The following is a 23,038-nucleotide window of genomic DNA, read 5'->3' on the forward strand; positions in this document are numbered from 1 at the left end:
GCTGCGAAGCAGCCCCAAAACCAGCCGCTGAGTTATGCCTGATACACCGAGTGCTTCTTGAGTGGGGCTGCTTCGCAGCCCAGCGCGGGGCAAGCCCGCTCACCACAACAAGCCCGCTCAACCACAACAAGCCCGCTTGCCACAAAAAGCCCACCCACCACGATAGGCCGGCCTACTGAAGGTTTTGCGTCAGGCCAGCGTTGCGCCGTCCATCTTCTGGCGCAGGCTCAATGGACGCATATCGGTCCAGGTTTCTTCGATGTAGGCCAGGCACTCTTTCTTCAGGCCGCTCTTGCCCACGGTGCGCCAGCCTTCCGGCACGGCCTTGTAGTCGGGCCAGATGGAATACTGTTCTTCATGGTTGACCACTACCTGAAACAGGATGTCGTCGCGGTCAAATACTGAGGTCATTGCTGTTCTCCATCGCTCAAAGGCTGGCTGCGCACCACGCGCAGCGCTGATATCTGTAGAAACGTACCAACACGCCAAAAAATTAGAGGCTGGCGACGGCTGCCGCCAGGGCGCGCCCGAAGATTTCAGCCACGCGGTCGATCTCGGCGGCGGTGATCACCAGGGGCGGCAGGAAGCGCACTACGCTGCCATACCGGCCGCCCAGTTCGAGGATCAGGCCGCGCTTGAGGCATTCGCGCTGTACCAGCGGCGCCAGCTGGCGATGCCCCGGCGGGTGGCCCTGGATATCCAGGGTGCCGTCCGGGTCCACCAGTTCCACGCCGAGCATCAGCCCGCGCCCGCGAATATCCCCCAGGTGCGGGTAGTCCCGCTGCAGGATGCGCAGGTGTTCGCCCAGGCGCTCGCCCATGGCGGTCGCATGGCCGGCCAGGTCGTGCTCCTTGAGGTAGCGCATCACCGCCGAACCGGCCGCCATGGCCATCTGATTGCCACGGAATGTCCCGGCATGGGCGCCCGGCAGCCAGGTGTCAAGCCAGTCGCGATACACCACCACCGCCAACGGCAGGCTGCCGCCGATGGCCTTGGACATCACCACCACATCCGGAATGATGCCGGCGTGTTCGAAGGCAAACATCTTGCCGGTACGGCCGAAACCGCTCTGAATCTCATCGACAATCAACGCCACGCCGGCCTGTTCGGTGATACGCCGCAGGCCGCGCAGCCAGTCGAGATCGGCCGGGATCACCCCGCCCTCGCCCTGCACCACCTCGACAATCACCGCCGCCGGCAGCAACACCCCGGCTTCCGGGTCGTTGAGCAGGTTTTCCAGGTAATGCAGGTTGACCCGCACGCCTTCTGCGCCGCCGAGACCGAACGGGCAACGGTAGTCGTAAGGGAATGGCAAAAACTGCACGCCATTACCGAGCAAGGCACCCAAGGGTTTTTTCGGCCCCAGGCTGCCCATCAGGCTCAACGCGCCCTGGCTCATGCCGTGATAACCGCCCTGGAACGACAGCACCGTGCTGCGCCCCGTGGCAGTGCGTACCAATTTCAACGCCGCTTCCACGGCATCGGTACCGGTGGGGCCGCAGAACTGGATCTTGGCTTCCCGCGCCAGCTCCGCCGGCAGCAGGCCGAACAGGTCCTGCACGAACTGGTCCTTGACCGGCGTGGTCAGGTCCAGGGTGTGCAACGGCAGTTCGTCGCTCAGCACTTGCTGGATGGCCTGGATCACCACCGGGTGGTTGTGCCCCAACGCCAGGGTGCCCGCGCCGGCCAGGCAATCGATGAAACTGCGACCCTCCACGTCTTCCACGTAGATCCCCTTGGCGCGCTTGAGCGCCAGGGGAATGCGCCGTGGATAACTGCGGGCGTTGGATTCCTGCTGGCGCTGGCGGGCCAGCAGCGGGCTTTCGTCGAACTGATAAAGCGTTTCATGCACCTGGGTATCTTCGATACGGCTGGTAGCGACTGACATCTCTCGATCCCTCAATACGCGGATGATGGTGACCAAACTGCCGATCCGTTGGCGTCTGGCCCAAGGGCATGCGCACGGATTTCCTGTTCTGGAGACGCACCAGCGATAAGAGGATTTAGGGGGCAGTGATGGTTGGCTGATGGATGAGATCAAAGTCCGCGGTATTTTTCATTCAAGGCATACAGGATCGCGCAGGTCTCGGCATCCAACACACCACAATAATCCCGCGCCCGAAAGTGCATCTGAAACGCCCGGGTGCGCTGCTCGAACGCCTGGCGATTCTGCGCCGGCTTATAGCCATAGCGCTGAAATGCCCGCTCCACCTCCACTTCAGGCGGCAGCCCGACACAAAACCGGCGCTGGTACATGGCCCGCGTCGACTCGTCGAACCATGCCCCGACTCCCGCCTCGAACAAACCGCGCCACGGCAGGCGCGGTCCCGGATCGCTCTTGCGCCAGTACGCCACGTCCGAATGCCCAAGAATGTCGGCCGGTCCGATCTGCGGGTAACGCCCAAGGATGTCGCGAAGCAATGCAATCAACACCGCCACCTGCTCCTGGCCGTACGCGGGAAAGGTGAAGACGCCGCCGTCATCCCGGGCCAGGTTGACGATTTCGATGCCGATCGCCCGACTGTTGAGGTTATCGCGCCCACCCCAGTGGCTCGCCCCGGCATGCCAGGCGCGCTGGTTTTCGTGCACCAGGCGAAACACGCGCAACTCGTCATACCCGGCGGCGCGGTAGCCGGGCTCATAGGGATCAGGCAGCAGGTAATGCGCGCTGACCCCGTTCCGGGTGAGGGTGCGCAAGGAGGAGGCGAACGGCGCCGCAGTGTAATGCAGGATCACCTGCCGCACGGGTTCGCCGTGACGTTCGTTGAAATCCCTGGCGGGGAAACTGGTATCGATGACCAACATAAGAACCGTCCTTTTCAATACAGGCCGAGTCTTTCGGCCCGTTCAAGCGCAAAAAAATTACCGCCATCCTGAAGGCTTGCACTTCAAGCGGGCGGTAACTATTTGGCACGTGGAAAAGGCGGTCAGCGCCGCAACGGCATGCCCAGGTCAACGCGCAGGCCATCCGCCTGGCTGTCGAACGTCAATGAGCAGGCACAGCGCTGCACGATCGCCTGCACGATCGCCAGGCCCAGGCCACAGCCCTCGCTGTTGCCGTTGCGCCAGAAGCGTTGGGTGAGGTATTGCAGGTCTTCGGAGGAGATCTGCTTGCCGTGGTCGCGCACGCGGAAGATCACGTGGTCGGCGGCGGTGAACACACTGAGCTCCACCCGTGTGTCTGCGGGTGTGTGGCGCAGGGCATTGTCCAGCAGGTTGCGCAGGGCGGCGACCGCCAGGCCCACCGGCATGTCCACCGGGGTTTCGCTGAGGTTATCCGCCAGGTTCAGGTCGATACGCCCATTATCGCCGGCATTCGCATCCTGGATCGCCAGCCGTGCGACTTCCTCGGCGCTGGACTGCAAGCCATCGTCGAATGACAGGCTGCCTTCCACCCGTGCCAACAGCAGCAACTGCTCCAGGGTGCGATGCAAGCGGTCGGCGCCCTCCTCGGCATGGGCCAGGGACTGGTCGCGGGCCGCGCCCTCGGTCATGCGCGCCACTTGCAGGTGGGTCTTGATCGCCGTCAGCGGGCTGCGCAGCTCGTGGGCGGCATCGCCGGTGAGGCGACGTTCGCGTTCGATGGTCTTGGCGATGCGTTGCAGCAGTTGGTTCTGGGTGTCGAGCAGCGGCTTGAGTTCGCTGGGCAACGGGTGGATCTGCAACGGTTCGAGGGAATCGGCACTGCGGCGCATCAGCGCGTCACGCATGCGGTTGAGCGGCAGCAGGCTCTGACCGATGCCCAGCCACAACAGGCACAGGCAACCGAGCATCGCCACGCCCACCGGCACCGAGGCGGCGAGCAGGATCGACAGGTTCAGCGCCTCGCGCTCCACCTGGCGGTCGGCGGTAGTGATCAACAGGTCGCCACGGGACAGGGTAAAACTGCGCCAGCCCACGCCATCGATGACCTGGTCACGAAAGCCGCTCTTGCGCGACTCCAGGCCTTCATCCGGCGTGGTATGGCTGCGGGCGAGGATTTCCCCGCGCAAGGAGCTGACCTGGCACGCCATGCCCCCCGGCACATTCAGTTGCTCGGCACTGAAATGCGCGCCGCCGCTGACACTGGCCAGGCCCGGCATTTGCTCGGTCAGGCCCGCCACCATGCGCGCCGACGCCACCAGGCGCTGGTCGAGGGAGAACATCATCTGGTTGCGCAGGTCGTTGAGCATCCAGGCCGCCGCCAGGGCCCAGATCAGCACAAACGCGGCGCCGAGCTTGAACGTCAGGCGCAGGCGCAGGCTTTTCACGAAACGTTCTCGCCATCGTCTGCCGGGCCGAGGCGGTAACCCAGGCCGCGCACGGTCTCGACGATGCCATTGCCCAACTTGCGCCGCAGGTGATGGATATGCACGTTGAGAGCGTTGCTTTCCAGTTCATCGTTGAAGCCGTAGACGCTGTCCTTGAGTTGCTCGCTGGACAGCACCCGGCCTTTGTTGTGCAGCAGCGCCTGCAAGAGCGCCTGTTCACGTCGGGACAGGTCCACGGGCTGGCCGCCCAACAGGGTTTCGCGGCTGCTCGGGTCGTAGGTCAGCCGGCCGTGCTCGATCAGGTTGACGCTGCGCCCCGCCATCCGGCGCAGCAGGGTTTGCAGGCGTGCGGCCAATTCGCGCAGGTCGAAGGGTTTGAGCAGGTAGTCATCGGCACCGGCTTGCAGGCCGTCGACGCGGTTGGTCACCGAATCCCGCGCGGTGAGGATCAGCACCGGAATCTCCAGGCCCTGGCTGCGCAGCTGTTGCAGCAGCTTGAGGCCGTCTTCGTCGGGCAGGCCGAGGTCGAGCACCATGATGTCGAAGGTCGCCGCCTTGAGCATCGCGCGCGCAGCGGCGGCCGTGGCCACGCGCTCGACTGTAAAGCCCTGGGCACCGAGGCCGGCCACGATGCCGCTGGCGATCAGTTCGTCGTCTTCACAGACCAGTACGTGCATGCTGAACCCTTCATGAAAGATGGGGGGATTAAAAGTGCAGCGGATTAAGCGCAGATTATGCCGTGAAAAGATGCAAGCTCAGATAATCCCTACACTTTAGAATAGCGCCCGGTTAATCATCGGTTAATCAACGCCACACATTGTGTGCCTCACTTGCATCGAACTAAGGCTTGACCATGCGGCATCTGTTTACCTTTCTGCTGGTGTTATTCGCGGGGCTGGCCCAGGCCGCGCCGGGCAATCCGTTTGAGACCAAACCTGATTTCCTTCCGGTGGGCAAGGCTTTCACCTTTACCTCCGAACGTCTTGAAAGTGGCGAGACCCAGCTGTATTGGCAGATTGCCGACGGTTATTACCTGTACAAGCAGCGCATGAAGTTCGATGGCCTGGCCGAAAAGCCCGTGCTGCCGCAAGGCGAAGCCCATAGCGACGAGTTCTTTGGCGAGCAGGAAGTGTATCGCCAGGGCCTGGAAGTGAAGATTCCCGCCGGTGTCACCGGCCAGGTCAAGCTCGGCTGGCAGGGTTGCGCCGATGCGGGGCTGTGCTATCCGCCGCAGTCGATCAGCGTGGACCTGGGCGGCAACCCCGCCGTTGCGGCCACCGTCGAAGCCCAGGACCAGAGCCTGGCCAGCGGCCTGCAACAACGCAGCCTGGGCTGGAGCCTGCTGGTGTTCTTCGGCCTGGGCCTGCTGCTGGCGTTTGCCCCGTGTTCGTTGCCGATGTTGCCGATCCTCGCCGGCCTGGTGGTGGGCAGTGGCGCGAGCCCGCGTCGCGGCTTTGCCCTGGCCGGCAGCTACGTGGTGTGCATGGCGCTGGTGTACGCGGCGCTCGGCGTACTCGCCGCCCTGCTCGGCGCCAACCTCGCGGCGCTGTTGCAAACCCCGTGGATCCTCGGCAGCTTCGCCGCCTTGTTCGTGATCCTCGCCCTGCCGATGTTCGGCTTCTTCGAACTGCAACTGCCCGTGGCCTTGCGCGATCGCCTGGATAACGTCAGCCGCAACCAGAGCGGCGGCAGCCTGGTCGGCGCCGGAGTGCTCGGCGCGCTGTCCGGCCTGCTGGTGGGGCCGTGCATGACCGCGCCCCTGGCCGGTGCATTGCTGTATATCGCCCAGAGCGGCAATGCCCTGCACGGCGGCCTGATCCTGTTCGCCATGGGCATCGGCATTGGCGTGCCGCTGCTGCTGCTGGTGACCGTGGGCAACCGTTTCCTGCCCAAGCCGGGCACCTGGATGAATGTGCTCAAGGGCATCTTCGGCTTCCTGTTCCTGGCCACCGCCGTGCTGATGATTCGCCCGGTGATCGACGAAAGCCTGTGGCTCGGCCTGTGGGGCGTGCTGGCCATGTCCATGGCCTATTGCGGCTGGCGCCTGGCCCAGGATTTCGGGCGGGTCGCCATGCTGTTCGGCGCCGGTTCCGTGGTCATGGGGGTGTGGGGCGGCCTGCTGCTGGTGGGTGCCGCGGGTGGCAGCGATGACCTGTGGCAACCGTTGAAGGTCTACAGCGGCTCGCGAAGCACTGCCGCACCCAGCGCCCACGAAGCCTTCATGACCATCAATGACCCCGCCGTGCTGCAAAGCCAGCTCGACAGCGCCAAGGCCCAGGGCCAATGGGTGCTGGTGGACTACTACGCCGACTGGTGCGTGTCGTGCAAGATCATGGAAAAACAGGTGTTCGGCAAACCCGAAGTGCTCGATGCATTGAAGGATGTCCGCCTGCTGCGCCTCGACGTCACCGCCGACAATGCCGCCAGCCGCGCACTGCTGGGCCGTTACCAGGTGCCGGGGCCGCCCAGCTTCGTGTGGATCGGCCCTGACGGTGAGGAACGCCGCGCCCAGCGCATCACCGGCGAAGTGGATGCCGCCGCCTTCCTGCAACGCTGGACTCACGCCCGGGACGCCCTCTGATGCTGACCCTGACCATCGGCACCTTCGCCATCGCCCTGAATCACATCCTGCTGATCAGCGCGTTGATTCTCGCCACCCTGGTGGGTTGGCGCGTGGCCAAGCGTGGCGGTGAAAATCCGGAATCGGTGCTGTTCAGCCTGTTCCTGCTGGGCATGCTGGCGGCCCGCGTCAGCTTCGTGCTGATGTACTGGAGTTATTACAGCAACGACTGGCTGCAGATGGTCGACCTGCGCGACGGCGGTTTTCTCGCCTGGCCCGGTATCGTCGCCCTGATCCTCGGTGCACTGCTCTATGGCTGGCGTCGCCCGGCGCTGCGCAAGCCCCTGAGCGCCGGGGTCATCACCGGGCTGGTGTTCTGGGGCATGACCAGCCTGTCCTTGAGCGTGTATGAGAAAGGCACACGCCTGCCGGACATCACCTTGCGCAACGCCAATGGCGAAGTGGTGCAACTGGCCGATTACCAGGGCGGTCCGCTGGTGATCAACCTGTGGGCCACCTGGTGCCCGCCGTGCCGCCGCGAAATGCCGGTGCTGGAAAACGCCCAGCGCATGCGCCCCGACGTGACCTTCCTGTTCGTCAACCAGGCCGAAAGCATGCAAAGCGTCAGCACCTTCCTCGCCACCCAGGGCCTGACCCTCGACAACGTGTTGTTCGACGCCAGCGGCCGCCTCGGCCAGGCCGTGGGCTCCATGGCCCTGCCCACCACGCTGTTCTACCAAGCCGACGGGCGCCTGATCAACAGCCACCTGGGCGAGTTGTCCCAGGCCAGCCTGGCCCGTGCCATGGAACCCTTCGACACCGCCCCTGCCGCCACAAGGAAACCGACATGCCTCGCCTCCGCCACCTGCTGACCCTGCTGCCGCTGACGCTGGCGGCCACCCTGGCCCAGGCCGAAGACTGGCCGGCACCGATCAAACAGATCGAAGCCAAGGGCGCCAAAATCCTCGGCAAGTTCGACGCCCCCAGCGGCCTCACCGGCTACGCCGCGCAATACCAGAACCGCGGCATGGCGCTGTACCTGACCGCCGACGGCAAGAGCGTGATCGCCGGCAACCTGTACGACGCCCAGGGCAATGACCTGAGCAGCGCGCCCCTGGAAAAACTGGTGTACGCGCCGATGGCCAAGGAAGTCTGGGCCAAAATGGAAAAAAGCAGCTGGATCCAGGACGGCGACAAAAACGCCCCGCGCATCGTCTACCTGTTCAGCGACCCCAACTGCCCTTACTGCAACATGTTCTGGGAACAGGCGCGGCCATGGGTAAAAGCCGGCAAGGTGCAGTTGCGCCACATCATGGTCGGCATCATCCGCGAAGACAGCGCCGCCAAGTCGGCCGCCCTATTCGCTGCCAAAGATCCGCAAAAGGCCCTGGAAGAACACGAAGCCGCCGGCAAAGGCAGCAAATTGCAGGCGCTGGCCAAGATCCCTGCGGACATCGAAGCCAAGCTCGATGCCAATATGAAGTTGATGGACGAGCTGGAACTGTCGGCGACGCCGGCGATTTTCTACCTGGATGACAAGGGCGGCTTGCAGCAACAGCAAGGGGCGCCGTCGCCGGAGAAGTTGGCGAAGATTATGGGGCCGAAGTAAGCGGCGCCTGGTCTGACGCCATCGGGGGCAAGCCCCGATGGCGTCCTGACAGACAGCGAAGATCAGAGCCCCTCCAACTCCGCCATCAAATCACTCAACCGATCCACCTTCTCTGCACTGATCTCATTGGCCGCCAGCCCCTCGATGTACTCGGCCAACTCCGCCACCGTACTGCATTCGAACATCGCCCGCAGCGGCACATCCCGCTGCAGGGTCTTCTGCACGCGCGAGGCAATCTGCGTGGCCAGCAACGAGTGGCCGCCCAGTTCGAAGAAGTTGTCCTGCACGCCGACCCTGTCGACTTTCAGCACCTCGGCCCAGATCGCGGCCAAGGTGTTTTCCAGTTCGTTGCGTGGCGCCAGGTAGTCCTGGCTGTGCAACTGGCCGATCTCCAGTTCCGGCAGGGCCTTGCGGTCGAGTTTGCCGTTGGCGTTGAGCGGCAGGCGCTCGAGCCAGAGCCAGTGCAGCGGCACCATGTACTCCGGCAGTTCGGCGCGCAGGCGTTGCTTGATGCGGTCCAGGCGTTCGCCCGGACTCAGCCTTTCATCGGCGGCCACCACGTAACCCACCAGATGCTTGCCGTTGACGCCTTCCTGCACGCCCACTGCCGCGTCGCGCACTAGCGGTTGTTCGTGCAGGCGCGCTTCGATTTCACCCAGCTCGATGCGGTAGCCGCGAATCTTCACCTGATGGTCGATACGCCCGACGTACTCCAGCACACCATCGCTGCGCCGCCGTGCCAGGTCGCCGGTGCGGTACAGGCGCTCGCCCGGTGCGCCGAAAGGGTTCGGCACAAACACCTGGGCGGTGCGCAGCGGATCGCTGACATATCCGCGGCCCACCCCGGTGCCGGCCACGCACAGCTCACCGACCGCCCCCTGGGGCACCAATTCCAGCGCACCATCCACCACGTACAAACGGTTATTGTCCGTCGGCGTACCAATCGGCAGGTAAGTGCCACGGGTGGACGCCAGGTCGACGCGGAAGAACGCCACATCGTCCGAACATTCCGCCGGGCCGTAGGCGTTGACCAGGCCGATGTCCGGGTAACGCAACAACCACTGGTGCGCCAGCTCCGGCGGCATCGCTTCACCGGTCGGCAGCATCCAGCGCAAACCGTCCAGGCTGACGCGATCCTGGGCAAGCATGCCCTGGATCAGCGACGGCACGCTTTCCAATACAGTGATGCCATGTGCTTGCACATGGGCCAGCAAGCCCTGCGGATCGTGGGCGATGCTGTTCGGCACGATATCCACCCGTGCGCCGAACAGCGGCGCGGCGAGGAATTGCCACACGGAAATATCGAAGCTTTGCGAGGCGGTCTGGGCGATCACATCCGCTGGCGTCAGGTCCATATACGGCACCTTGCTCAATTGGTTATTGAGCATGCCGCGCTGTTCGACCATCACGCCTTTGGGCAGGCCGGTGGAGCCCGAGGTGTAGATCACGTAGGCAAGGTTGTCCGGGCCGCTGTAGATGCCCGGATTTTCCCCACGGGCAGGCACGTCTTCCCAGACCAGCAACTGGCAATCGACGCCGTCCAGCAGCTCGATGGCCTGCTCGCGGCACGCTTCGGTGCAGACCAGCAACGGTGTGCGACTCAGGTCGATGATGCGGCTCAGGCGCTGGCTCGGCAGGCCCGGGTCCAACGGCAGGTAACCGGCACCGGCCTTGAAGCTGCCGATGATCATGCCCAGCAGGTCAAGGCTGCGCTCGGCCAACAACGCCACCGGTTGGTCCAGGCCGACGCCCGCCGCAATCAGTGCATGACCCAGGCCGTTACTGCGCCGGTTCAGTTCGTCATAGGTCCATTGCCGGTCCAGGCAACGGGCCGCGATGCGCTGCGGATGCGCGCTCACCTGGGCTTCGAACAGCTCGATATAGCTGCGTTCCAGCGGGTAGGCGTGTTCGCTCTGGTTGCAGCCGTCCAACAGGAACGCGCGTTCCTGTTCGCCCATCAGTGGCAGGTCGGCCATGTCGCCATGGAAGCCCTGCACCAGCGCCAGCAGCAGGCGCTTGAATTCACCGAGCATGCCTTGCACGGTGGTTTCGTCGAAGTAACGCTGGTCGTAGGACAGGTGCAGGCCGAGGTCATCCCCCGGGTAGCACACGGCGGTCAGCGGGAAATTGGTGTGGGTGCGGCCGGAGTCCGAGGTGGCATTCAGGCTGTGGGCGCGGTCCAGCACCGAGACTTCCACCGGGGCGTTTTCGAACACGAACAGGCTGTCGAACAGCGGCTGGCCCTTGGGCAGTTCGCTGTGTTCCTGGATCGTCACCAGCGGCAGGTATTCGTACTCGCGCAGTTGCATATTGCTGTCGAGCAACGCGTTCAACCACTGGCGTACGCTGCAACGCTGGTCGTCTTCGGGCAGCTTCACCCGCAGCGCGATGCTGTTGATAAACAGGCCGACGGTGCGTTGCATCTCGGGCATTTCCACCGGGCGCCCGGCCACGGTGACGCCGAACAGCACGTCACGCTCGCCGCTCAAGCGTCGCAGCACCAAGGCCCAGGCCGCCTGGGCAAAGGTGTTGACGGTAAGTTGATGGGCCTGGGCCAGTTCGCGCAGTTGCGCACCGTCACGGGCGTCGAGGCGGGTGTAGCAGTCACCCACCACCATGCCACCACTGTGGCCGGCATGTTCGCGCAGGAACGGCCGGTCGCTGGGGATCGGCGTGGTGCGCTCGAACCCTTGCAGGTTCTGCTGCCACCACTGGCGTGCTTCGGCCAGGTTCTGGCGTTGCAGCCAGGCGATGTAGTCGCGGTAGCGCGGCGGCGTGGCCAGCTGCGCTTCACGACCTTCGCCGAGGGCCATGTAGATATCGAAGAAGTCATTCATCAACAGCGAGCGGCACCAGGCATCGATCAGGATGTGGTGGTTGCTCATCATGAACCAGTAGCGCGCTTCACCGACGCGGATCAGGCGCAGGTGGAACGGCGCCTGGTTGAGCAGATCGAAACCGGCTTCGCGCTCGGCCTTGAGCAGTGCTTGCAGGCGCGGTTCCTGTTCACCTTCCTGGTCGGCACTCCAATCCAGGTACTCGATCGGCGTGCTGCCCGGCTTGTGGATCACTTGCAGCATGTCTTCGCCGACGTTCCAGCAGAACGAGGCGCGCAAGGCTTCGTGGCGAGCGATCACCGCTTGCCAGGCCTGGGCGAAACGCTCGGGGTCCAGAGCGCTGTTGATGCGGTAGCGGTCCTGCATGTAGTAGAGGCCGGTGCCCGGCTCGAGCAGGGTGTGCAGCAGCAGGCCCTCTTGCATCGGGGTCAGCGGATACACGTCTTCGATGGCGCCGGCCGGTACCGGCAAGCTGTCGAGCTGCGACTGGCTCAAGTGCGCCAGGGGGAAGTCGGACGGCGTGAGGCCGCCGGCGTTGTCCTCCAGGCAATGGGCGACCAACGCTTGCAGTTCGGCCAGGTAGGCCTGCGCCAGGTCCTGGATGGCCTGTGGGTCGTGGCGTTCGCGGCTGAAGGTCCAGCGCAGCACCAGTTCGCCGCCGTACACCTGGCTGTCCACACTCAGTTCGTTGGGCAGCGGCGCGTCCGGGTCATGGGCCAGGCCCGCCGATTCGTCCAGCGGATGGAACAGTGCATCGGCGCCGAAGCTTTGATCGAACTGGCCAAGGTAGTTAAAGGTGATCTGCGCACTCGGCAAGGCGGCCATGCTCTGTTTGCACAGGTCATCGGCGAGGTAACGCAGCACGCCATAGCCCAAACCTTTATGGGGCACCGCACGCAGCTGTTCCTTGATCGCCTTGATCGAGTCGCCCTGCCCGGTTTGCGGGGTCAGGCGCAGCGGGTAAGCGCTGGTGAACCAGCCAACGCTGCGGGTCAGGTCGATGTCGTCGAACAGGCTTTCGCGGCCATGGCCTTCGAGCTGGATCAGCGCCGACCCGTGCCCGCTCCAGCGGCACAGCACACGGGCCAGGGCGGTCAGCAGCAGGTCGTTGACCTGGGTGCGGTAGGCGCTCGGCGCCTGTTGCAGCAACTGGCGCGTGTGTTCGGCATCCAGGCGCACGCTGACGGTGTCGGCATCGCGGTTGCGCCGCGAACCGTGCGGGTGGGCCACGGGCAATGCCGCGTCAGGGCCGGCCAACCGGTCCTGCCACAGGCTCAACTCTTCACGCAGGGATTCGCTGCCGGCGTACGCCTGCAAGCGCGCGGCCCAATCGCGCAGAGCGCTGGTCTTGGCCGGCAGGCTGACGGACTGGCCGTCGCTGAGCTGGCGGTAAACGTTTTGCAGGTCTTCGAGCAACACGCGCCACGACACACCGTCCACCACCAGGTGATGGATCGCGATCAGCAAGCGTTGCTGGCCTTGGGGGCCATCCACCAGCAAGGCGCGCACCAGCGGGCCGTGCTCCAGGTCGAGGCTGCGCTGGGTGTCGGTGAACAGCGCGGTGCACTGTTGCATGTCGCGCACTTGCGCCTGCATCAGCACGCCGCCTTTGGGCACGGCCAGGTGTTCGGCATGCCATTGCGCATCGCGCCGGGTAAAGCTCAGGCGCAGGGCGTCGTGGTGCTCGAGTACCGCCAGCAGCGCCTGCTCCAGGCGATGAGGCTCGAGCAGTTGCAGCGGCTTGAGCACCAGCGCCTGATTCCAGTGCTGGCGCGCGGGAATATCGGTGTCGAAGAACCAGTGCTGGATCGGTGTAAGGCCCGAAGCGCCGGTAAGCACGCCTTGCTCGGCGCTGACCTGCTCGGAGCGCGTGGCCACCCCGGCCAGGGTTTGCACGGTCTGGTGCTGGAACAGGTCGCGGGGGCTGAAGTGAATCCCCGCCTGCCGCGCACGGCTGACCACCTGGATCGACAGGATCGAATCGCCGCCCAGTTCAAAGAAGTTATCGTCGAGGCCGACCTGCTGCACGTTCAACACCGCGCACCAGATCGCCGCCAAGGTGCTTTCCAGCTCGTTGCGCGGCGCCACGTACTGTTGCCGATTGGCCTCGGGATCGGGTTGCGGCAGGGCGCGGCGGTCGAGCTTGCCGTTGGCGGTCAGCGGCATGCTGTCGAGTACGATCAGGTGCGCGGGTACCATGTAGTCCGGCAGTTGCGCCTTGAGATGGGCCTTGAGCGCCTCACGCAAGGTGCCGTGGTCGGCGTCGCTGACCAGGTACGCCACCAGTTGCCTGCCACTCGGCGAATCCAGTGCCAGCACCACCGCTTCGCGCACGGCAGCATGTTCCAGCAGGCGGGTTTCGATCTCGCCCAGCTCGATCCGAAAACCGCGAATCTTCACCTGATGGTCGATACGCCCCAGGTACTCCACCAGGCCATCGGCGCGCTGGCGCACCAGGTCGCCGGTGCGATACAGGCGACCGCCCTGGCGGGCAAACGGGTCGGCGACAAACCGTTCGGCCGTCATCCCCGGACGTTCGTGGTAACCCTGGGCCAGACCGGCGCCGCCGACATACAACTCGCCGGTCGCGCCTTGCGGCACCAAGGCCAGGTCGGCGTCGAGAATATAGGCCACGCGGTCGCCGATGATGCTGCCGATCGCCACGCTGGCGGCGCCCTCGTCCAACTGCTGCGGCGCCAGGCTGGCCAGGGGCATCACCACGGTTTCGGTCGGCCCATAGGCATTGAAAAACACCTCGGGCTGGAACGCCGCGCGGATACGCTGCAGGTGTTCGCCGGTCAGCGCTTCGCCGCCGGTGATGCACATGCGCACCGGCAAGGTCTGGTGCTGGGTTGCCAGCCACTGCGCCAACTGGCTGCCGTAGCTCGGGGTAAAACCGAGGATGTTGATGCGATGGGTACGGATCAGCCCGCAGATTTCCTCGGCATCCCACTGGCCCTGGGCGCGCAGGACCACCTGGGCACCGCTGAGCAGCGGCACCAGCAGACGCTCGGTGGCGGCGTCGAAGTTGATCGAATAGAAATGCAGCTCGCAATCGTCCGGGCGCATGCCGAAGCGCTCGATCACGGCCTGGCAATGCATGGCGATTTCACCGTGGGACACCACCACACCCTTGGGTTTACCGGTGGAGCCGGAGGTGTAGATCAGATAGGCCTGATGTTGCGGCAAACTGATAAACGGCAGCTCGTCGGCGGGGTAATTGGCCAGCACCGGCAAGTCATCTTCCAGGCACCAGCAGGCCACGGTCGCCGGCAATTCGCCGAGGGCGTCGAACATCGCCGCATCGCTGAGCAACAGGCCGATGCCGCTGTCTTCGATCATGTAGTGCAGGCGGTCCAGCGGGTATTCCGGGTCCAGCGGCACATAGGCGCCACCCGCCTTGAGGATCGCCAGCAGGCCGATGACCATTTCCAGCGAGCGCGGCAGCGCCAGGCCGACCCGCACCTGCGGGCCCACGCCGCGCTCGCGCAGCATCCAGGCCAAGCGGTTGGCGCGGGCGTCGAGTTCGGCGTAGGTGAGGGTGACACCGGCAAAGGTCAGCGCCGGGGCATTGCCACGCTTGAGCGCCTGCTGGCTGAACAGTTGCTGGAGGCACTGGTCGAGACGATGCTCGCCCGCCTCCACGCCCAGGCTGTCCTGTAACGCGCGTTGCTCGGTGGCGGTCAGCAACGGCAGTTCGCTGAGGCGTTGTTGCGGGTTGGCGATCAACGCTTCGAGCAGGTTGCGCCAATGCTCGGCCATGCGCGCGATGCGCGGTTCATCGAACAAATCGGTGCTGTAGGTCAGGCAGCAACCCAGGCGGTGGTCGAGGTCGGTGACTTCCAGGTTGAGGTCGAACTTGGTCGCGCGAGCATCGTTGGCCAGGTATTCGACGGTCATGCCGGCCAGTTGGCGGCTCTGCTGGAATTCCCAGCGCTGCACGTTGCACATCACCTGGAACAACGGGTTGTACGCCGCGCTGCGCGGCGGTTGCAGGGCTTCCACCAGGTGATCGAACGGCAGGTCCTGATGGGATTGGCCTTCGATCACGGTGTGACGGACCTGCTCGAACAGCTCGGCAACACTCATCTGCCCCGTGAGCTGGCAACGCAGCACCTGGGTGTTGAGGAACGCGCCGATCAGCCCTTCGCTTTCCGGGCGAATGCGGTTGGCCACCGGCGCGCCGATACGCAGGTCGGTCTGGCCGCTGTAGCGATAGAGCAACACGGCCAGGGTGGCGGTCATGGTCATGAACAGGGTCAGGCCACGTTCGGCGTTGAAGGCACGCACACGGGCGGCCAGATCGTCGCTGAGGTCGAAGCGGTACAGCTCGCCCCGGTGACTTTGCACCGGTGGCCGTGGGCGGTCGCCGGGCAATTCGAGCAGTGGATGTTCGTTGCCCAGTTGCGCGGTCCAGTAGTCCAATTGGCGTTGGCGTTCGCCGGACTCCAGCCACTGGCGTTGCCACACGCTGTAGTCCAGGTACTGCACCGGCAACGGCGCCAGCGGTGACAGGCGCTCATCGATAAAGGCTTCGTACAGCGCGCTGAGTTCACGGGCAAAGATGTCCATGGCCCAGCCTTCGGTGACGATATGGTGCAGGGTCAGCACCAGGTAGTGCTCCCGCTCACCGGCCTTGACCAGGCACGCGCGCAGCAGTGGCCCGGCTTCCAGGTTGAACGGGGTGTGCGCCTCGTGGTCGGCCAGTTGCTGCAAACGCTGCTCGCGCTCGCCTTCGTTCAACGCCGACATATCCTGCCAGCCCATGCGCAGGCCGGTCTGCGCCGACACCTTTTGATAGGCCACGCCGTCGACACTCGGGAACGTGGTGCGCAGGGTTTCGTGGCGCATGACCAAGGCCTGCAATGCCGCCTCGAAACGCCCCACATCCAGCACGCCACGCAGGCGTGCCATGCCGCCGACGTTGTAGGCCGGGCTGTCCGGTTCCATCTGCCAGAGGAACCACATGCGCTGCTGGGAATAGGACAGCGGCACCTTCTGGCTGCGGTCGACCTGGGCAATTGCCGTCTGCTGGTTGCGCTGGCCGGAGGCCTGGATCAGCGCCACTTGCTCGGCAAAAGCGCCCAACTCGCTGGCTTCGAACAACGTGCGCAACGGCAACTCGACGTCGCAGGCCTGGCGGGTGCGGGAGATGATTTGCGTGGCCAGCAACGAATGGCCGCCGAGGGCGAAAAAGTCATCGCGCAGACCCAGGAGCGGCACGCCGAGCACTTCGCGCCAGATCGCCGCGATCTGTTGCTGCAACGCGGTTTGCGGCTCGATATGTTCGCGGGTTTGCCACACCGGTGCCGGCAAGGCACGGCGGTCGAGCTTGCCGCTGGGGCTCAGGGGCATGGCGTCCAGGCGCATCAACAGCGCGGGCACCATGTACTCCGGCAGTTCGGCGGCCAGCGCGGCCTTGACGTCCTGTTCATCCAGCGCGGTGCTGGCGGTGTAGTAACCGATCAACTGCGCGTCGCGCACCAGCACCACGGCCTGGGCGATACCGTCCAGGGCCAGCAGGCGCGCTTCGATCTCTTCGGGCTCCACACGGAAGCCGCGCAGCTTGACCTGCTGATCAAGGCGGCCCAGGTATTCGAGCACGCCGTCGGCGCTCCAGCGCGCGCGGTCACCGGTGCGATACAAGCGTGCGCCGCCCTCGCCCAGTGGATCGGCGACAAACCGTTCAGCGGTCAACCCGGCACGTCCGAGATACCCGCGTGCCAGGCCGATCCCGCCGATGCACAGCTCACCCGGCACACCGGCCGGCAACGGATTGAGCTGCTCGTCCAGCACGCGGCAGATCACATTGCCCAGCGGCCGGCCAATCGGCGAGCGCTCGCCGTCTGCGGCCGTGCACTGCCAGTGGGTGACGTTGATCGCGGTCTCGGTCGGGCCATAGCGGTTGTGCAACTGCACTGCCGGCAACTGTGCCAACACACGGTTGCGCAACTCGGCGGGCAAGGCTTCGCCGCCGGAAAACAGCCGACGCAGACTGGTGCATTCGGCCGCCAGCGGTTCATCGATAAACAGCTGCAACAGCGGCGGCACAAAGTGCAAGGTGGTTACCCCGTGCTCCTGCACCAGTTGCGCAATGCGATGCGGGTCACGATGTTCGCCAGGGCCGGCCAGCACCAGGCGGCAGCCGGTGATCAACGGCCAGAAGCACTCCCACACCGACACGTCGAAACTGATCGGTGCCTTTTGCATCAGCACGTCGCTGTCATTGAGTTGATAGGTGGCCTGCATCCACTGCAAGCGTTCGGCCAGGGCCGCATGGGTATTGCCCACGCCCTTGGGCTGGCCGGTGGAGCCGGAGGTGTAGATCACATAGGCGAGGTTGTCGCCATCGAGGTGCAGGCCGGGCGGCTGGGTCGGCCAGCTGTCGAGGTGCAGGCTGTCCATGGCAATCACGCACACGCCTTCGGCACTCGGCACGCGGTCCAGCAATGCGGTCTGGGTCAACAGCAGGTGCACGCCGCTGTCCTTGAGCATGTAGGCCAGGCGCTCGGCAGGGTAATCCGGGTCCAGCGGCACATAGGCGCCACCGGCCTTGATGATCGCCAGCAGGCCCACCAGCAGTTGCGGCGAACGTTCGGCGGCGATGGCTACGCACACGTCCGGGCCGACGCCTTTGTCGCGCAAGTAATGGGCCAGGCGGTTGGCCTGGGTGTGCAGTTGGGCAAAGGTCAGGCTGCCGTCCTGCCAGACCAGCGCGGTGTTGTCCGAGGTGTGTTGATTGAGCAGTTCGGGCAGCCATTGTTGAGCCGGTGCACATGGCGCCTGGTTCCACGCTTGCTGTTCGTCCTGCGGCATCAGCGGGAGGTCACCGATGGCCTGTTGCGGTTGTTCGCACACGGCCTGCAGCAGGTGGATGAAGTGCGCGGCCAGGCGCTGGATGGTCGCGCTGTCGAACAGTTCGTCGGCGTAGTCGAAGGACAGGCTCAGGCGCCCGTTGCGGTCTTCTTCGCTGTGCAGTTGCAGGTCGAACTTGGCTTCGCGGCTGTGCCAGGGCAGCTCGTCGGCGAGCATGCCCGGCAGGCGGCGCAAGGCGCTGAGGTCACGTTGCTGGTGGTTGAACATGACCTGGAACAGGCCCTGTTCGCGGGCTTGCGGGAAGGCTTCCAACAGTTGCTCGAACGGCAGGTCCTGATGGGCCTGGGCGCCCAGTGCAGTCTGGCGGGTGGCGGCCAGCAGCTCAGTGAAAGGCAGGCGCCCGTCCAGCTCGGCACGCAGCACCAGGGTGTTGATAAAGAAGCCGATCAGGCCTTGGGTTTCCTGGCGCGGGCGGTTGGCGTTGGGCACGCCGATGCGGATATCGCGCTGGCCGCTGTAGCGGTAGAGCAAGGTCTGGAACGCCGCCAGCAACAGCATGAACGGCGTGGACTCGTGGGCCTGGGCGGTCTGGCGAATCGCCTCGCTGAGGCTGACACTCAGGCGCACACTATGGCGCGACGCACTGTGGCGTTGCCGGGCCGCACGCGGGTGGTCGGTGGCCAGGCTCAGGGTCGGGTGCTCGTCCCCCAGTTGCGCTTTCCAGTACGCCAGTTGGCGCTGGCCTTCACCGTCGGCCAGCCATTGGCGCTGCCAGCTGCCGTAGTCGGCGTACTGCAAGGCCAGTGGCGGCAACGCCAGGGTCTGGCCCTGGCTTGCGGCGGCGTACAGGCGCGAGAACTCGTCGATGAGGATATTCAACGACCAGCCATCGGCGATGATGTGGTGCAGGGTCACCAGCAACTGGTGATCGTCCTCGTCCAGGCGCACCAGGGTCACCCACAGCAGCGGGCCTTGTTCCAGGTCGAACAGGGTTCGGGCTTCGTCCTCACGGATCTGTTGCGCGCGGGCCTCACGCTCGGCGACGGGCAAGTCGCTGAGATCGATAACCTGCAGGTCGAAATCACTGGTGGCCTCCACACGCTGGAAGCCCTGCCCATCGCGCTCATAGAAGCGGGTGCGCAGGGCTTCGTGGCGCTGGATCAGGTACTGGAAGCTTGAGCGCAGCGCGTCTTCATCCAGCTCGCCACGCAGACGCAGGGCGCCGGGGATGGTGTAGGCGCTGCTTTGCGGGTCCAGTTGCCAGGTAATCCACAGGCGGTTCTGGGCCAGGGATTGGGGCAGTTCGTCCTGGCGCGACAACGGGCGGATCGCACCTTGGGCAATGCCGCCGTCCTGTTGCAGTTGCGCCACGCCGGCGGCGAACCCGGACAACGTCGGCGCCTCGAACAGCAGGCGCAGGTTCAACTCCAGGCCGAGGGTTTCCCGCAGGCGCGCGACCACTTGGGTGGCGGTGATGGAGTTGCCGCCGAGCAGGAAGAAGTGGTCGTCGGCCGCCACCGTGGCGACCTGCAACTGCTCGCACCAGATCGCGGCGATCCGACTTTGCAGTTCGGATTCCAGCGCAACAGCGCTCGCCTGGGCGTGCAGATCGGGGAACTGTGCGTAGCAGTCGAGACTGCCGTCGGCCTGCCGAAGCGCGCACGCCGCACGCTGCACCTTGCCGCTGGAGGTCTTGGGCAGGCCGCCGGGGTTGAGCAACACCACCACGCACGGCGCCTCTTGATAGGCCTCGGCCACGGCTTGGCGGATGGCTTTGATCAGCGCTTCAGGCGACAGGATCTTCTGCACGCTGCGGCTGATTTCCGCGGCGATGCCGATGCCTTCCAGGCCGTTGTCATTCACCGCAAACGCCGCGACCCGGCCCTTGCGCACCACTTCCATTTCGCGCTCGATGGTCTGTTCGATGTCCTGGGGGTACAGGTTATGGCCGCGCACGATCAGCAGATCTTTCAGGCGACCGGTGATGTACACCTCGCCCTCGCGGATAAAGCCCAGGTCACCTGTGCGCAGCCAGGTGCGGCCGGCATGCTGCACGAAGGTCTTGGCGCTGGCCTCTGGGTTGCGCCAGTAGCCGTGGGCGATGCTCGGACCGCTGGCCCAGAGTTCGCCGACGCAGTTGTCGGCCAGCTCGCTCAGTGTGTGCGGGTCGGCGATCAGCACCGCGTGTTCCGGCTGGGAGGTGCCGCAACTCATGATCGCACTGCCCTGCCCAGGCTCGGCGCGGTTGGCGGCCAGGGCCTGCTCGTCGACGCGCAGCGCCGGGATGCCATGGCCACGCCGGCCGCCGGCGACGAACAGGGTGGCTTCGGCCAGGCCGTAGGAGGCGAAGAAACTATCCGAGGTAAACCCGCAGGCGGCGAACTTCTCGGCGAAGCGCTCGAGGGTGTCGAGGCGGATGGGCTCGGAGCCGGAATAGGCCACGCGCCAGTTGCTCAAATCCAGGCGTTCCAGGGCCGACTCACTGACCCGCTCGCTGCACAGGCGGTAGGCGAAATCCGGCCCGCCGCTGATGGTGCCGCGGTATTCGCTGATCGCTTCGAGCCAGCGCAATGGCCGGCCGAGGAAATAGGCCGGCGACATCAACACGCACGGCACGCCGCTGAAAATCGGTTGCAGCAGGCCGCCGATCAGGCCCATGTCGTGGTACAGCGGCAGCCAGCTGACGATCACGTCGTCAGGGTTCAGGTCGATGCCAAAGCCGCGCCGGATCAGCACTTCGTTGGCTACCAGGTTGCCGTGGCTGACTTGCACGCCCTTGGGCAACGCGGTGGAGCCTGAGGTGTATTGCAGGAAGGCGATGTCGTCGGGTTGCAGGTCGGGGGCGCTCCAGGCGCTGGCGATCTGTGCGTCGAGGGTGTCGACACTCAGCACCGGCGGCGCGTTTTCGATCTGCGCGAGGCCCTCGGCCAGGCTGGCGATGGTCAGCAGCAGACGCGGTTCGGCGTCACCGATAATCGACAGCAAACGCTCCTGGTGATGACGGCGGGTGGACTCCGGCGGGTAGGCCGGCACCGCGATCACCCCGGCGTACAGGCAGCCGAAGAACGCCGCGACGTAGTCCGGGCCACTGGGGAACAGCAGCACCGCACGGTCGCCCTGTGCCGCATTGGCCTGGAGGGCGGCGGCGATGGTGCGGGCGCGTTGGTCCAGGTCACGGTAACTGAGTACCACGTTGTTCTCGGCCGACTCGGCGAGGAAGCGCAGGGCGACCTGGTCCGGGGCCTGGGCGGCGCGACGTTGAAGGGACTCGACCAGGGTGCGGGGAAGTTCGAAGGCGTCCATCATGGGGTTCCTGCCTGAAATCGGCTTACGGGAAATTCGGGAATGGGAGAGCGATCAGCCGGCGGCCAGTTGCCGCGCCGCGCCATTGCGCCAGCGGGCCAGGTGTTCGTCGGCGTAGCGCCGCACGCAGCGCAATACGGCGCTTTCGTGCTGGATAAGGAAAAAGTGGTGGCCGTCGAACATGTCCAGGGAAAAACCGCTGGCGGCATCGAGCTGCCAGTCGAGCAACTGGTCGGCGCGCACGCTGTCCTGCTTGCCGCCGAACACATGGATCGGCAGGTCCAGCGGCTTGCGCTCGCCGTAGGTGAAGCTGCCGCACAGCAGGAAATCGGCGCGCAGGATCGGCAGCATCAACTGCATCAGCTCGGGATTGGCCAGGGCTTCTTCGGCAGTGCCTTGCAGTTCGCGCAGGCGGGCGATCAGTTGCGCGTCGGTCTTTTCGATGGCGTATTCGCTGACATCGCGGCGAGCCGGACCGGCCGTGCCGGAGGCGAACAGCGCCAGCGGCGCAGGGACATTCCGTGCCTTTAACGCGTGGGCCAATTCAAAGGCCAGCAGACCGCCGAGGCTATGGCCGAACAACGCATAAGGGCCGCTCAAGTCGCGACTGATTTCCTCCGCGAGCTGCGCCGCCAAGGCCTTGATATCGCGTTGCAGAGGCTCGTCCATGCGCATGCCCCGTCCAGGCAATTCCAGCGGGCACACCTGCAGCCACTCCGGCAACGTGCGGCGCCAACGCGCGTAAACCATGGCGCTGGCGCCCGAATAGGGCAGGCAGAACAGGCGCAGTCGAGTCGGCGTAGTCATCCCGCGACGACTCCAAACTGAAACACGCTGTGTGCACGATAAAAACCCATGTCGTCCTCCTGCGGGTGCTGATCCTTGGCCGCTTTACTAACGGCCCTGTCACCCAGAAGAACGGACGGCACCGGCAAATAATTAGTCGCCGGGTACCTGCGAGACGTGGTTCACACCTAACAAGAAAGCATAAGATTAGTTCGCCTTCTCATTTGACAATCATTATCATTCAGCATAATTTGTTGCCCGATGTGTAGGAGGCCTCAGCAAGGACGCCCTCCCCTAACCTCTTTTGCGACAAGGTGATTTCCATGACGGAACAAGTATCCACAGGCAGGTGCGACTCACCGCTTCTCCAGGCATTTGTCGACAATCGACTGATTCTGGTGAAGATTGCGGCACGTATTACCGGGTGCCGCTCCCGTGCCGAAGATGTAGTGCAGGACGCCTACTTCCGCCTGCAATCGGCGCCGACGATCACGTCATCGTTCAAGGCCCAACTGAGTTATCTGTTCCAGATCGTGCGCAACCTGGCGATCGATCACTACCGCAAGCAGGCCCTGGAACTCAAATATTCCGGGACGGAAGAGGAAGGCTTGAATGTGGTCATTCACGGCGCTTCACCGGAAACCTCCCACATCAATTTCAACACCCTGGAAAACATCGCCGACGCCCTGACGGAGTTGCCCCAGCGCACCCGCTATGCGTTCGAGATGTACCGCCTGCACGGTGTGCCGCAAAAGGACATTGCCAAGGAACTGGGGGTTTCACCGACGTTGGTGAACTTCATGATTCGCGATGCGCTGGTGCACTGCCGCAAGGTGTCCGGCAGCCATAGCGATACGTTTGCACGGCGGGTGTGACC

At 64.8% G+C, this 23,038-nt stretch carries 11 protein-coding genes; 4 read left to right on the forward strand and 7 right to left on the reverse strand.

All coding sequences use genetic code 11. From position 1 onward, the window contains the following. Positions 1–189: 189 nt before the first annotated feature. The 5 genes from AC07OT_RS30355 to AC07OT_RS30375 all read right to left on the reverse strand — a co-directional run bounded on the left by AC07OT_RS30355 (position 190) and on the right by AC07OT_RS30375 (position 4,927). On the reverse strand, positions 190–411 hold the full coding sequence (locus tag AC07OT_RS30355) for an MbtH family protein (protein WP_027603905.1): 222 nt from the start codon (positions 409–411) through the stop codon (positions 190–192). An 82-nt stretch (positions 412–493) separates the two neighbouring features. After that, positions 494–1,888 carry an aspartate aminotransferase family protein gene (locus tag AC07OT_RS30360; RefSeq protein WP_495109820.1) on the reverse strand — a complete coding sequence of 465 codons (1,395 nt, stop codon included), beginning with the start codon at positions 1,886–1,888 and terminating at the stop codon, positions 494–496. A gap of 149 nt (positions 1,889–2,037) precedes the next feature. Further along, a complete protein-coding gene (locus tag AC07OT_RS30365; protein ID WP_495109821.1) occupies positions 2,038–2,805 on the reverse strand; it encodes an N-acetylmuramoyl-L-alanine amidase in 768 nt (255 codons plus the stop codon). Positions 2,806–2,927: 122 nt separating this feature from the next. Further along, the gene (locus AC07OT_RS30370; protein WP_495109822.1) at positions 2,928–4,250 is read right to left on the reverse strand and encodes an ATP-binding protein; all 1,323 of its coding nucleotides are present in this window, start codon (positions 4,248–4,250) and stop codon (positions 2,928–2,930) included. Then, positions 4,247–4,927, reverse strand: a complete 681-nt coding sequence (locus AC07OT_RS30375) for a response regulator (protein ID WP_027603901.1) — start codon at positions 4,925–4,927, stop codon at positions 4,247–4,249. The genes AC07OT_RS30370 and AC07OT_RS30375 overlap by 4 nt, the downstream gene beginning before the upstream one ends. A 176-nt stretch (positions 4,928–5,103) precedes the next feature. Between AC07OT_RS30375 and dsbD the strand changes: the two genes are divergently transcribed. The 3 genes from dsbD to dsbG are packed head-to-tail and all read left to right on the forward strand — an operon-like array spanning position 5,104 to position 8,419. Next, positions 5,104–6,831 carry a protein-disulfide reductase DsbD gene (dsbD, locus tag AC07OT_RS30380; RefSeq protein WP_495109823.1) on the forward strand — a complete coding sequence of 576 codons (1,728 nt, stop codon included), beginning with the start codon at positions 5,104–5,106 and terminating at the stop codon, positions 6,829–6,831. Then, positions 6,831–7,682: a TlpA disulfide reductase family protein gene (locus tag AC07OT_RS30385; protein ID WP_065927226.1), complete on the forward strand. Its 852-nt coding sequence runs from the start codon at positions 6,831–6,833 to the stop codon at positions 7,680–7,682. Before dsbD ends, AC07OT_RS30385 begins: the two co-directional genes overlap by 1 nt. Next, entirely contained in the window at positions 7,658–8,419 is a 762-nt protein-coding gene (gene dsbG / locus AC07OT_RS30390) for a thiol:disulfide interchange protein DsbG (protein WP_065940531.1), read from the forward strand. Before AC07OT_RS30385 ends, dsbG begins: the two co-directional genes overlap by 25 nt. Before the next feature lie 62 nt (positions 8,420–8,481). On the opposite strand, the gene AC07OT_RS30395 is transcribed toward dsbG, so the two are convergent. Next, a complete protein-coding gene (locus AC07OT_RS30395) occupies positions 8,482–21,378 on the reverse strand; it encodes a non-ribosomal peptide synthetase (RefSeq protein ID WP_495109824.1) in 12,897 nt (4,298 codons plus the stop codon). Positions 21,379–21,429: 51 nt separating this feature from the next. Continuing rightward, positions 21,430–22,182 carry a thioesterase II family protein gene (locus tag AC07OT_RS30400; RefSeq protein ID WP_098478967.1) on the reverse strand — a complete coding sequence of 251 codons (753 nt, stop codon included), beginning with the start codon at positions 22,180–22,182 and terminating at the stop codon, positions 21,430–21,432. 302 nt (positions 22,183–22,484) lie between these two features. Here AC07OT_RS30400 and AC07OT_RS30405 point away from each other — a divergent pair, with 302 nt between their 5' ends. Beyond that, a complete protein-coding gene (locus tag AC07OT_RS30405; RefSeq protein ID WP_005789991.1) occupies positions 22,485–23,036 on the forward strand; it encodes an RNA polymerase factor sigma-70 in 552 nt (183 codons plus the stop codon). The last annotated feature ends 2 nt before the right edge of the window (positions 23,037–23,038 follow it).

Source organism: Pseudomonas sp. GW821-FHT09C10, assembly GCF_059418085.1.